The organism is Sphingobacterium yanglingense (assembly GCF_004363245.1).
GTDB lineage: Bacteria > Bacteroidota > Bacteroidia > Sphingobacteriales > Sphingobacteriaceae > Sphingobacterium > Sphingobacterium yanglingense.
This window is the reverse complement of the sequence record NZ_SNYV01000013.1, coordinates 212,067-225,837: the sequence shown is the minus strand read 5'-3', so window position 1 is coordinate 225,837 and position 13,771 is coordinate 212,067. Positions and strand designations below refer to the sequence as shown.

The window sequence follows — 13,771 nt, the reverse complement described above, 5'->3', positions numbered from 1 at the left end:
TACGAACAAAACCCCATCAACAAAAATCCAATCTGTAGTCCAATCGCCACTTTGCACAAAGCGTCTCTCTACCTTTACGCCCCCTTTTCGATAGTTCCCGACGTCGGGAACTATCTTCCCGTCATTTGACGCGAAATATCTTCATTTCGGAGGCAAAAGCGCCTAGTTTTGCTATGACCAAAGCACGGTGTCCCATGGGCATCTATTGATAAACTTAAAACACATAAAGGATGAAAAAACAATTCACATTGAGCAGTATCGGCGTCCAAGAATGGGTCGCTTACATCTACACAGGTGGCACACGACGTATCGACGAAGAGTGTACTTATATCGCACATGACTTTGTCGAATGGATACGCTACCGCTTCACTCTATCTTCCGATCAGGTCACCTTTCTGATCAGCCTAGGTCCGCTCGTACACGAGTCCTACAGTACCGATATACAGAACACCCTGCAGCTGCGTGGCCCGATCAGCTTGGATAAAGAAGAGGCCCCAGTCCGCAATGACAACATAGAGAATGCCAAGGCACAAAACCCCAAGGTCCTATGGAAGGAGAAGCAGAATGCCGTAGCCGAGCAATCTACAGCTGACGTCCAACAAGATTATAAACAACAACAGCAGGGCGCCAAGCTCCTATTCCGTATCACTTATCCAGATATAAACGCAAACTAAAAGAGCCAACAACGATGTACCCTCTCCCATCGTCAGGCCATCTTTGGTTATTTAAATAAATGAGTCATGAATATAAAGACATATCCTAGATACCGAGCAGTACGTGGTATATCTCCAGACAGATCCAGCTGGGCCATACACGATCAAGCTATCGTGTCCCACACCATCGCTATGCGATGCATACTGGGGAGAGCCAACGATATGCGCGATACACTAGGGTATATCGCAGGCCTTACCGTAGCACGGTATCGGCGTAGGTTTGCGGTATTCCCCGCTGAGCGGTATACAGGGAATGGTCTGGCAAATAAGGAGTCCCACCGCCAAGAACCAAAAAGCCCTCTTCGCGAGGGCTGGGGCCAATGCAGTATCTGATTTTTAGCCAAGACAGCTACTGCATTGTGATCAATTCATAAATCTAAGTTAGTTAATTTAAATCATAAGCTTATGGCACAATGGTTTCAATTAAATACGGGCGGTAACCCTACAATTCCTTCCAACTATGCACCAGTTACAGGATCTCCATCTTGTTCTGGCAGTGGTAAGATTTGTGCGGTAAATGCTAATCCTGACGGAAATGGTGATCCAGATTTAACGGATGCGTTAAAAGATGAGATGATCCTTTCGCTCCATACAGGTATAGCACAACCGAACGTAAGATTACGCGGTACAGCTTAATCCTAGTGATTAAGCCAACTAATAACTGGGGGCATCAAAAGTGCCCCCTTTATGCTGTCACTACAGTTCTTCTAAAACCAATATCTCTATTGGTCTGCGCCCAGTTATGATCTCCAGTCCGTAATATCGGAGTTGTAGATTCAATTCCTCAATACTTGCATAATTCGCTATCGTCAAACCTCCTGTATACCCTGATTCATCTATTATAGGCGGATAATTGCCGGAATAGTCCATTAAGAAAGTAAGAATTCCTATATTCTCTATTTTTTTTCCTGTTTTAACAGCATCTACTGATTTCACCTTTTTTCTTGCCTTGCGTACAATAAGACAATCCATCTCTAAGGTATCCCAATATACGCTCAATCCTAACAAACTATTCAGATCATTCAACACCAGTTTAGCCTGATCAGATAAATCCCCCACCACTTTACTTCTACGCTCATAGCTAATACCGTGTTGGGTCAACCATATGTGTGAACCACCTGATCCCTCTTGATAACGGTACTTCGACGGATCTTTCACCTTCCATAGTATCCGTTGTTCTGTCAATATAAAAGTCGGCTTTTTAATATAAGCAAGTATTGCCTTATAGGCATTCAGAATGCCAACATTATAGAAATAAGTCTTATAAACTCCCGATACCGAATCCCTTTCTATGGTCAATCCCGGCTTTTCCTCCAAAGATTCTTGATAGCCTGTAAGCCTGACCGAACCAATCAGGCCGACTTCTTCTTCAAACATCTTTGTCCCTTCCTTAAAATCATCTTTCTGAGGTACCGACAGCTTTCCCGTGGTATACAACTCGTCAACAAACTTCTTTTTGACATAATCTGGATAGGTCACCGCTTGTACCTTCCCCTGATACAAGAAGACCGTATGGGGCACACCTTGATGCGGAAAATATTTCCGCATCAGGGTATCATCTACTATCGTAGGTAGTTTTACATTATTCTCTTTCAAGAAGCGATTGTCGCGATAGAACTTTTCAATTACCTCCTTGGATTGCCAGGTCACCATCAGCACCAATAGTTTATCTCCCATCTGCTGTTGTACCTGTTGCAGATGCGGCATCCCTTCTATGCAGGTCGCACAATACGTATCAAAGAATTCCAATACGACGACCCTATCCTTGTATCTGCCCAAATCAATCTCAGATTGTTCCCAATTCACTATAGGCATTGTTACCATCTCGGGGATAGACTCCCCTACAAAAAACTGCTGACTGCGATCAATAGACCTTGATTGTCCCATTGCCTGTGCCACTCCGAGCCACACAAACAAACATATCATAACATACCCTCTCATATTATCTTTTGTTCTGTTCAACACTTGGATTCTGCTGTGTGACTATATGTGGAATCATCAGTGCATATTTAGGGCTGCCTACGGGCACTGTATAATCTTTGCCATCGATAGTCCTCTTCAGCTCAACCGCCCGGAGCGGGTCGTCACTCAGTCGTTTAACATCCGACCATCGTCGACCTCGGAACACAAGCTCCTTTGCCCTTTCTTCAAGTATCGTATCTAAAAGTCTATCCGGATTTTGCTCCGCTAGTACCGGATATATATTATCCTTCCAACGATTAGCTCTTAAAAGATTAATATCCGTCAAAGCTTTATCTATCTTCCCAATACGTGCAGCAGCTTCTGCTCTAATCAACAAGACCTCGCTTGTGGTCAATCCCACAAATAGCGTAGCTCCCTGATCATAAGACCCCTTAAAACTATATACTGAAGGCTCCAAGGCATAGGGTTGAAAATAAATGTCTTTACGCAAATCACCCACCCTATAGCTCGCTATCAGACCGGGATTCATGCGAACATACAGCCTTCCAAATGCATTGGAATGCGTGCTCAATGCAGAGAATAGCACCTCTTTGTTAAATCGCTTTAAAGGATAACTATCTGAGGCTTTCAAACCATTATAATCGAGTAATTCGGCTTGCAAACGCCATGCTGAATCCGCATAGTTAAGGGCCTTTTCATAGTCCTTCATCGTCAAATAGGTTCTGGCAAGCGCAGCATAAGCTGCAGATTTTGACGTACCGCCTTTTATTGTCCGTTCAGCGGCTAGCAGATTCTTTGCTCTGCTATAATCACTAACAATCTGTACGTAAGTATCCTTGAGCGTTGCTCGCTTGGATACCACATCCAGATCAGGAGATAGCCGGATCGGTATCCCCAAATCTATATCAGACGTATTGGGTCGATAAGGTAGCCCATAAACTTCTACCAGTTGTTGAAAAGCAAATGCACGAAGGAACAATGCATGCCCGTAAGCATTACTATAACGAGCACCAACTTTTTGGCTGCTAGGCAATTGTTCTAATACGCTTAAAATCTGATTAGTCAGATAGACTACTCTATAAGCCCCCTGCCACGGAGTGGCCAACATTGCGGGTTCATCAGACCAGATATACGCATTCCGATCATCTAGTACTGATATGCTGTTCCAATTGGCCGATGTCAGGTAATAATCCTCTCCTGCGATAATCCCCATAGAAGGATAAGTTGTATTGAGCGTACTATAATCATTCAATAACAGTTCGCAGTCTTCTAAGGTATGCGGCACAGACATCTTCTTGTCTGGCTTAATCTCCAAGAAACCATTGCATGCTGAGCATAGCAGGGCTCCTGTTACAATATATTTCAAAACATTCATGTTGTTACTTTATTAAAGTTTAAAACTAAAACCGATTGAAAATGAAAATGGGTCGGGATTTGTCATCCCATATTCTGGATCGATGCCCATTCTATTAGCTCGCCAGATGGTAGCGATATTGGCCATATAGCTATAGAGACGTAGCTCCTTCACCTTAAATCGCTCGCTGATTTTTGGAGAATAACCGACCTGAATATCCCTCAATTTGATCTGATCTGCCGGCCCGACCAAAGCAGAAGAATACTCATAAAAATAATCTGCATAGTAATTAGAAGGATAGGTAAATACTGGCACATCGGTGTATTTCTCATCACCAGTTTTTTGCCATCTTCGGGCAAAATCACTATGACCGACCCGCTCATCCATTAATCGTGAATAATTGATCGATGTACGCATAAATTTATGTCCCAATTGATAACTGATATTAAAGGACAAATCGATAGCCTTATATCGGAATGAATTGCGTAATGAACCGAAATATACAGGCAGGGACGATCCGTGATTGTCCATATCCTGTACTTTGGTATCGTTATATATTTTGGAATAAGCAGTAGATACCTCTCCATCCAGATAGCCTTGAGGCATCCCTGTCTGTGGATCAAGCCCTGCCCACTTGAAGGCGTATACGCTATTCAGGTCAGCCCCTTCTACAGGTGTAGCCATCAGACCGTAAGCTCCTGCCAGAAAATTATTGCCTCGAGGATTAGCTATGTAAGACTTAGTCACCTTGGTTCGACTATAGGCAAATACTAGATCAGTACGCCATTCAATCAAGTTATCTTTAATATTATATGTATGCAAGGATACATCGATACCTTTACCTAGTAAATCTGCACTATTCATACGCATACTACTAAAACCTGTGGTGGGATCTATCAATGTATTTGCTATTAGGTCTCTAGGGGACTTTTGATAATACTCTATAGAGCCGCCTACCCTATTAGCCAGCATCTGAAAATCCAATCCTAAATTTAACATTCCTACCGTTTCCCAACGTAACGAAGGATTCGGTGGCGACTGCATATTAGCATACGGCTGCCCAGTGATATGATGTGGCTGAGAGGATCTGTATATGATGGGATATGGCGAAGTGCTATTATTTACATTACCATTGTGCCCATAGGTAGCCCGCAACTTCAAAAGGGAGAATACGCCGTCTTCCATAAAACGCTCTTTAGATACTATCCATGCTCCTCCGATAGACCAGAAAGGTTTTCCCTTATCGTTCGCCTTTACTCCAAATAGATTAGAAGCATCCTTACGCGCGCTTGCACTCATGATATACCTACTATCAAAAGTATATGATGCGTTTGCAAAGTAAGACGTATACCTGTCGACCAATCCCGTATAATCAATATAACCATATATCTTACTGGTGCCGTACATTCCATTCAGGTATGAATAGTCATTAACATAATCAACAGGTTGAAAGGACAATGTTTCGGGGTCGAATCCCCAAAACTCCTGTGCATGCGAGCCTTGTTTCTGTTGTCTGATTTCTGTTCCTGCCAATAAAGAGACAATATGCCGATCTTGCCAGGTTTGATTATACTCCAACTGAAACCTTCCCTGTTGTGATATGTTTGTTCCATTGACCTTATGTAGATAGTCACCTATGGGTATGTTCCATTTAACCGAATGTGCATCCCATTCTGCATAATAATTGATTGCCTCGCGCTGTGCGATACTGCCAATCCCGCGCCAGTTGTCCACTACTTCATTGGCATTTCTGTAATTATATAGCAAAGAAGCTTGCAAGAATGGCGTGATATTGTAATTGACATCTAGATTGACATTAGTTTCGCGCAGTCTACTCTCTGTAGATGTCTGATCCAACTCGGCCAAGGGTCTATATTTCCAATCCAACAAACGGCCGCCAGCCACAGTATCCCTAAACTCCGGATTAAGTCCGATCAAATCTACAACAAGAGGATTACCATTAGCATCTGCAAGCTCCATATATGGAAAATTACCATAGCCTCCGGCAAACTCGAAATATCCTAAACGAGTACCAGGTTCTTTTCTATCATACTCGCTATACTGTAGCCCTAGTCCTATACTCAGATTATCCAAAGGCCGATACACCGTATGATTTCGAGCTGTAACACGACTATTATTGGTTTGTACAATATTTTTGGCACCTCTATCGTATCCTACCGAAAATATACTGTGCAACGATCTACTCCCACCTTCGATCTGTACATTATACTGTTGGTTAACCTCTCTTCTATAAATATACTTTAACAGTTCATCCCTATAATCGATCTTACGTAGCCGATCTAGCTCTACACCGAGATCTGATTCGGATATCTTATTCTCCTTTTTCTTCTTCAAGAGCTGAACTACGGGTGACAGATTGTACTGAAAGTTATATAAACGTCCATCGTAATAGCCATTTTCAAACAACATAGTTTCTACATCGATAAAATCCGATGTCGCCATTTGTGGATAATAATATAGATTTGGCGTGTTTGTCACTGTCACATTATTATTGAAGGATACCCGGATAGGATTCTCAAAGTCAGCTTTCTTGGTAGTAATCACGATTACGCCATTACCAGACTGCGCACCCCAAATAGAAGACGCGGCAGCATCTTTCAGTATGCTGATATTCTCAATATCATTGGGATTGATATTATTAAAATCACCCTGATAAGGAACTCCGTCCACAACTATGAGGGGCCACACATTCGAATTGATTGTGCTTCGTCCTCGAATATTTGTAAATGGAAGTTTCCCCCTTCTATCGTTGTAAACCTTGACTGTGGATACTGAAGGAATGACATCTTCTAAGCGTTGTAGAAAGTTTAAGGATACCTTACGATTTAGAAGCTTGTTATCCACAAACTCAAAGCTCCCCGTAGCTCTTTCTTTAGGTATCTTCTGATATCCAGTAGATACCACTTCCACCTCCTCAATTTGTTTTTCACCAGTCTGTAGGGCGATTTTTAATGTAGTAGACGTATTCTCATAGGCAACCCGTTGCTCCCTGTATCCGATATGTTTTATAGTTAGTACGCCTGTAGGCTTATCTATACTAATCGTAAACCTCCCTTGCTTATCCGTGCGCGTGTGCTTCCTATCTACAGAAACCGAAGCCCCTTCGATAGCCTGCCCATCGGCAGCCGAGCGTACTTCCCCAACAAGTACCGACCCCGACTGCGTCTGAGCAACCGCCCTACTTATCGCGAGGCAACTAAACAACACACAGAATATTATTAATATACGCTTCACGTCGTTGCGACTCACAGTCCTCTCGTCATTGCGAACGAAGTGAAGCAACCCCGAAGGGCTCATCGCAGATAATCTATTTTGTTTTACTGAGCAGACATAGCCCTGCCCTTTGGGCAGTTCTCTCCCACCCCTAAAAAAATGTTTCATTTTTTGGTTACATTATGCAACAGTTTTCACCATTGCGGATTCAAAAATCTAGTGCGATTTCTGAATGGATCTAATTGGTTATTCTTGGTTTATAATCGGTTTTTGACCATCCATTCACGAAATAAATAAAATACAGACCTCGCTAGATATTGACAAACAATACCTCTGTAAAGCATTTTAGTTGGTAGGCAATAAAATCTGTGCTATCTTTAAGCTACGAAACAATAAGACAAACCGATTCTCTTGACCTATATGAACTAACTGTTTTCATATATGAGGTCGGATTACAGAAAAGGGCTTTGACGTTTTTTAAACCGTCATTGCGAAAGGTAAGTTTTTTAACAAACACGACGGAGACCTAGCGACAGTAAACGTCACCTCGACCTTGTGGAGAGGTCTACTAACTATATAGGGTTAAATATATAGCTTTTAGATACCTCGACTACGCTCGGTATGACGACATAGTTTACCAATCTCTCCTACTCCTTTTCTGTTAACTATTGTTTTACATTACTCCGGCGATGCCGGAACGTTCTTTATATGTAAAGATTGGGAATACCATGACGACCGATGGGATATCGGTGGCAAATGGCTTTTGTTAGTTTTAAGATTCGTTCTCATAATTTATAAAGTTTATGTGAACGAGAAACTTCTACAGCAAGCAGTATGGCCCAGCGGTTTCGGTCCTTACTCCTCCTGTTAGGGTGGAAAATCCGGCTTAATGGAAAAAACCAATGAGTAACAGTAAACCATTACTCAACCCACAGGAGTACAAGCGCAAGGACCGTCCTACTGGATATGCTGTAAAGATATGCATTTCCAGTAATAAATAGACGATCCACTGTACTCTCTAGGGTCATTGTTTTAAGCCGGATTTATTTCCTATAGAGAGACTCGTTCTTACACAGTGTTACACTGTATAGTATAATTCGCTATTAATCTATACAAATATAGATGTTTGACGTCAAACGTCAAACTATTTTTAACAAATAATTTATCATGCTTAAAATTAATCGACTAGCTGAGGTTTTAGAAGAAAAAAAAGTATCCAACAGAGACATCGCTAAACATGTAGGAAAAAGTGAAGAAACGGTTTCAAGATGGGCTAACAACCATCGACAACCACCTCTTGAAGACTTACATAAAATTGCAAAGTTTCTGGACGTTGACATTAGAGATTTCCTCTTTTCAACAAAAAATAGTATTTAAACCCTCCCCGAATGCAACCTTTAAGCTCATATCTAGTTAAAACAAAAGATAGTCTTTACCATATTTGAAGCTTATCTACCAGACAAGAAGCGGAATGAGACAGTAACTTGTAAACCGACTATTATCCCAGGGAAATTATGAGTAAGAAAAGTATAATACAAACTATGCCACCTGATGACGAAATTCTGGCAAGTAAGATTTATGTCATCAGGAAGCAAAAAGTCATCCGCCAGTAGTCGGACGCGGTGTTGGATCGCGATTTGGCTCGTCTTTATGGTGTCGAAACTAAAGTTCTGAAACAATCTGTCCGTAGAAATACGGACAGGTTCCCAGAAGACTTTATGTTTGAAATGTCTGATGAAGAGTTTGAGAATTGGAGGTCACAATTTGTGACCTCCAATTCTGACAAGCAAGGTTTGCGATACGCTCCTTTTTGTTTTACAGAACAAGGAGTCGCCATGCTATCATCTGTACTAAATAGCAAGCTGGCTATTCAGATCAACATTCAAATAATGCGGATATTCACACGTATTAGACAGCTACTTGTCGATAATACAGAAGTTAGACTCGAAATAGCAGAGATCAAACATACTGTAGAACAGATTGCCAAGAAACAGAAAGGCCACGATCAGAATATCGAATTGTTGTTTGAATACATTGACCGCTTGCAGGAGAAGGAAGAAAGAACGGTGACCAGGACGAACTCAAAAGGTGAAATCGGATTTAAAGTTGGAGGAAAATAATTCGAAAAACTACAGACTAATTATAACAACGTGGAAATTATGAAATAAAATAACTGATTTACGTATCTTTAACAGGAGATAAAAGGTCACCTAGGCTATGAAAGGATACTCCCCACAAATGCAAGTTTTAACCTTCTTAGTAATACTTTTTCTGGCGACCTCTTGCAACGGTCCTACTAAAAAGGAGCTTCCAAGAGAAAAAGAACATTCAAAGCTTATAAAAACCGCTGGGAATGGTAATGTTTCATGTGGCATACAGGACAAAGCGGGTAACCTTTGGTTTGGAACCTCAGACAATGGCCTTTATAAATATGACGGAAAATCATTTAGTAAATTTCTAGTGACCAACGGTCTGAATAGTAATAATATTCATTCCATTTTGGAAGATAAAGATGGTAAAATATGGATCGGTACTGAAATGGGACTTTGTATCTACGATGGCAAAACATTCACCAAGATGCAGATTCCTTTAGCAAAAAATCTACCGTCCGATAAAACTCCACCCTACCGTAACTCGCATCGGGTATATAGTATGATGCAGGCTAAAAATGGAAAACTGTGGTTCGTAACAATAGATGGTATCTATATCTATGATGGTAAAAATTTTAGGCCATTTTTGATCAAGGAGGCACCAAACGGCTTTTTAAGCAGTAACGATAAGGCAGAATGTATTTTAGAAGATAAAGCTGGTAATATATGGTTCGGTGGACGGACTAATGAAGGTGTGTTCCGCTACGATGGAAAATCTATAACACATTTTAAATTACCAGAACTAACGCTCCAATTCGATTCGAAACAAGTGGGACATAATTGGGCATGGCCCCAAGTACAGGACAAAAACGGAGATATATGGTTCAGTAATTGGGCGGGGGCTTACCGTTATGATGGAAAAACATTTACAAAATATACAAAAAGTGATGGTTTGGCCGGATATAATGGACTGGTGACGACAATCATAGAAGATAGGAATGGTGATATTTGGTTTGGCGGTGATGGAGGTCTGTCTCGTTATGACGGAAGATCATTCACCAACTTTAGCGAAGATCTCGTCAACTCTTGGATCTGGACGCTTTTTGAAGATAAAACGGGAAGGCTATGGGTGGGTACAAGAGAAACAGGTCTTTACCTTTTTAATGGGAAAACATTTATTAACTATTCAGGAAATTAGGTGGTATCAATGTTATTAAAATCGGGGTCCATCTGACAGGATTTCAGTGTGCTGAATGGAGTACCGCAGCAAAAACAACAGTTTCCTAAATTTGACTCATTGCTTCAAGCTAACTCTTATTCCTAAAAAGTACTTATCATTATCCCCCATTCAGCAGCGAACTATAATCAGTCCTCAATTATAGATCAGGATCTCCAGACTGTTATCCACTCTGCGTGCGCTTCAATGTTTGAAGTGTCACATAAATCATCGGTTAAAATAGCGAGATAATAGAAAATAAATCTCTTGCATAGCTATTGTCTGCACAGTAGAATCGTAACCTTTATGTTATTTTACTATGCAGGCATAGAATTGGCATACACTTTGCAACTGAATTAGTATTCATAATTTAGGTTAATAATTGGTTAGTTAAAAATACCTGAAGCTCCCCGCTTCAGGTATTTTTTTATAGTAGATTGATGGAAGTACAATAAGACGAAAAAAACGTCCCGAAGTAAATTCAGGACGGCTTAAATATCAAAAACTTATTATTTAAATATCTCTGCAAGTTTTTTCTGTAAATCCTCGCCTCTTAAATCCTTTGCTATGATTTTACCTGTTGGATCGATTAACCAAGTGGATGGAATCGAACGCACATTATACTTATTTGCTACATTATTTTCGCGCTCTTTTTTATCGATCACATGAATCCATTTTGTACCGTCCTCCTTCAATGCTTTAAGCCATGCTTCACGACTCCTATCCGTTGAGATGCCAATGGCTTCAAAGTTTTTGTCCTTGTAAGCTTCATATGCTTTTGCTACGTGGGGGTTTTCCGCTCGACAAGGACCACACCAGCTCGCCCAAAAATCAATAAAGACATACTTGCCGCGGAAGGCTTCTAAAGAAATAGATTTTCCATTGACATCTTCCAGCGTGAATAAAGGTGCCGGCTGCCCAATAGCTAGCTTAATAGCCATTTCAATATCTTGCATTGCTTTTTGACCTTCGTCCGTATTCAAAAATTTCGGACCAAAGCTTTCTAACTGCTTTTTCTGCTTTTCAATATCCGTATAGGAGGAATTATCCACTACCATATTCCAACTTACGTAAGACTTGGGATACTCGGCAATAAATTGATCGCGGATAGCGTTCGATTGCGCACGAAAATCTTTAACCAATTGCGCCCGCTTAGCACGGTCCTCATCGGTCATTTGCTCTTCGGTCTTGCCATTCCATTGCTCAAAAGGTGCTTCGTAGGATTTAAGGAGGGCTAAGTTTTTATTTTTATAAACCAAATATTCCTGATGCGCCTTGCTCCCTTTTATAGCGGCCTTACTTAAAGTATTACCTTCTATGCGGTTCGTCCCTTGGTCTAAGTAAAACATCATCCCATCCACGCCAGTTAGCTCGTCTGTCGAACCGTGCTTTACGATTTGTGGATTGGGATCCGAATCCTTGATTATCATTAGGGTGACTTTGTGCGGCTTGTTAATTGATCCTGCAAAAGTAAAGTTCCCTTTTACCAAAACCGTACTATCCTTTTGTCTACCGCTATCGGCCGATTCATACGTTAAATATACCGTAGCGGGTTCTTGAATATCTTGAATCTTTCCTTTTATCGTAAAAGGGAGAGATTGGGCCTGCACTAGGCTAATGCTCGTTAAAGCTATTAATAATATTATGCTAATTTTTCTCATTACTTTAAAATTCTATTTTTTAGATGTAGGGTCGTAAGTTCCATTCCATAAGGCTATCCCCCATTGTGGATTAAACTCCAATATTGGATTGGAAATCTGTAAGGTAAAGTACTCTTCATTGATCGGTGCCGTATAGGCTTTGGTACCGATGTGGTGTGTGATACTGGTTTTGCTCCAAGGCTTGCCTTGATCCAAGGAATAACGCTTGATATCGAATGTACGCTGACAAGTTGCTATAGGCAGCTCGCGACGGCGCTCTTTTAAAATCTCAAACAATAAGGCATCTTGGCCCAATGAACCACCACTGGGCAGATCTGTAGAAGCTCCCGAATAACGGTATGTGCGCAACAAGTTTAGATCGGCAAGTGCTGCAGATAAATTGTTGAGACGTGCATTGGCTTCGGCTTTCATCAATAACAACTCGGGATAGGTCAAGCCTTGACTAGTTAATACTTTGGTATCCTTATAATAGTTTGTGATGACTCCATCATCATATTTTACCCCACCCACGGTAGTGGAGTAGCCCAGTGTCTTCAACATAAACAGCTTGTACCGGCGGTCTGTGTTTTTATCAAACACATCGATAAACTCTTGGGATGGATAGTGTATGACGCCATCTCCATCAGGCGCTGGTCGATAAAACAAATTTTCCCGTGCCTCACTTTGCATAAACAACATATCTGGTCCCTGCAAATCCAACACTACCTCCACATCTGTACCTGGAGCTGGAGAAGCATTCGGATTCGGTTGGTAATAGAAATCGTTAAGGTTATAAATGAGGTTATTTACGCCACCTTTGGCAGCGACGGATTTATCCCAAGCTTCTTGTGCATGGGTCAACATTTTTGGCCAGTCTCTTTTGTACATGTACAACTGCGCCAATAGTCCATGAACAGCAGCCAAATTAGCACGACTTGGATTGCCAACATTAACCGGTGCATTTACTAAGGCATCTTTCAGATCTTGTTCTGCCAAATCAAACAACTGACCGATATTGGAAAGTGCTGGGTTTGGGGTATTCGGATCGGAAAAAGTACGGTAAGGCATAACGGGTTTCTGACTTATATTGGTTGGATCGTAGGCTGGTCCATAAGCCAATGCGCCCAATAGTATAGTCCATGCACGACCCGCTTTGGCTTGAGCAGTAATCACCTTACCTAAGTCCGTATCGGACTGCCCCGGTAAGTTTTGCACACCATCGATTACGTTGTTGAATACTTCGACTGCACGGTATATTCCTAAACTCCAATTGCCAGAACCCTCGTAAGGGTTTTCATACGGCGGATTAAAGGTATAGGCTGCAAAACGCTCGGTATAGGAGTTGCTCGGTGTATAGAAATATTTTGACTGATTTTCACTCAGCTGATAATTATCGCCTAGTAATGCATAGAAATTGCCCCAATAGCCATCTCTAAATTGCCAATCCATGGTATTGTTACTGTTTAACAGGTCGGCCAAATCCTCCGATTTTGATGGAATTAACTTACCTACTGGCTTGACGTCCAAAAAATTGCTACAAGAGGATGAAACCAAGGCTAATGTTGCAATAACTAGTATACTTATATATTTTCTTTTCATGA

Annotated in this window: 11 protein-coding genes; 6 read left to right on the top strand and 5 right to left on the bottom strand. The window is 41.3% G+C overall.

The features are described from left to right. Positions 1-230 precede the first annotated feature (230 nt). The 3 genes from CLV99_RS09310 to CLV99_RS09300 all read left to right on the top strand — a co-directional run bounded on the left by CLV99_RS09310 (position 231) and on the right by CLV99_RS09300 (position 1,349). On the top strand, positions 231-674 hold the full coding sequence (locus CLV99_RS09310; protein WP_133584236.1) for a hypothetical protein: 444 nt from the start codon (positions 231-233) through the stop codon (positions 672-674). 66 nt (positions 675-740) lie between these two features. Further along, entirely contained in the window at positions 741-1,046 is a 306-nt protein-coding gene (locus tag CLV99_RS09305; RefSeq protein WP_133584235.1) for a hypothetical protein, read from the top strand. Positions 1,047-1,118: 72 nt separating this feature from the next. Continuing rightward, complete coding sequence (locus tag CLV99_RS09300) at positions 1,119-1,349, top strand: hypothetical protein (protein WP_133584234.1); 231 nt, start codon at positions 1,119-1,121, stop codon at positions 1,347-1,349. Between the two features lie 60 nt (positions 1,350-1,409). Here CLV99_RS09300 and CLV99_RS09295 read toward each other — a convergent pair whose 3' ends face one another. From CLV99_RS09295 to CLV99_RS09285, 3 genes are read right to left on the bottom strand one after another with little or no spacing between them, the layout of a single operon-like run. Beyond that, positions 1,410-2,639, bottom strand: a complete 1,230-nt coding sequence (locus CLV99_RS09295; protein ID WP_162850083.1) for a TlpA family protein disulfide reductase — start codon at positions 2,637-2,639, stop codon at positions 1,410-1,412. A 16-nt stretch (positions 2,640-2,655) separates the two neighbouring features. Beyond that, entirely contained in the window at positions 2,656-4,011 is a 1,356-nt protein-coding gene (locus CLV99_RS09290; protein WP_133584232.1) for a RagB/SusD family nutrient uptake outer membrane protein, read from the bottom strand. A 12-nt stretch (positions 4,012-4,023) separates the two neighbouring features. Next, positions 4,024-7,392 carry a SusC/RagA family TonB-linked outer membrane protein gene (locus tag CLV99_RS09285; protein ID WP_133584231.1) on the bottom strand — a complete coding sequence of 1,123 codons (3,369 nt, stop codon included), beginning with the start codon at positions 7,390-7,392 and terminating at the stop codon, positions 4,024-4,026. Positions 7,393-8,391: 999 nt separating this feature from the next. Between CLV99_RS09285 and CLV99_RS09280 the strand changes: the two genes are divergently transcribed. From CLV99_RS09280 to CLV99_RS09270, 3 genes are all read left to right on the top strand, one after another. Next, complete coding sequence (locus CLV99_RS09280) at positions 8,392-8,601, top strand: helix-turn-helix transcriptional regulator (protein WP_133584230.1); 210 nt, start codon at positions 8,392-8,394, stop codon at positions 8,599-8,601. Positions 8,602-8,846: 245 nt separating this feature from the next. Beyond that, positions 8,847-9,344 carry an ORF6N domain-containing protein gene (locus CLV99_RS09275; protein WP_246032726.1) on the top strand — a complete coding sequence of 166 codons (498 nt, stop codon included), beginning with the start codon at positions 8,847-8,849 and terminating at the stop codon, positions 9,342-9,344. A 97-nt stretch (positions 9,345-9,441) separates the two neighbouring features. After that, positions 9,442-10,512, top strand: coding sequence for a ligand-binding sensor domain-containing protein (locus tag CLV99_RS09270; RefSeq protein ID WP_133584229.1), 1,071 nt, complete (start codon positions 9,442-9,444; stop codon positions 10,510-10,512). Between the two features lie 527 nt (positions 10,513-11,039). On the opposite strand, the gene CLV99_RS09265 is transcribed toward CLV99_RS09270, so the two are convergent. Together CLV99_RS09265 and CLV99_RS09260 are read right to left on the bottom strand one after the other, a co-directional pair. After that, complete coding sequence (locus CLV99_RS09265) at positions 11,040-12,191, bottom strand: TlpA disulfide reductase family protein (RefSeq protein WP_133584228.1); 1,152 nt, start codon at positions 12,189-12,191, stop codon at positions 11,040-11,042. A 12-nt stretch (positions 12,192-12,203) separates the two neighbouring features. Next, positions 12,204-13,769, bottom strand: a complete 1,566-nt coding sequence (locus CLV99_RS09260; protein WP_133584227.1) for a RagB/SusD family nutrient uptake outer membrane protein — start codon at positions 13,767-13,769, stop codon at positions 12,204-12,206. Positions 13,770-13,771 lie beyond the last annotated feature (2 nt).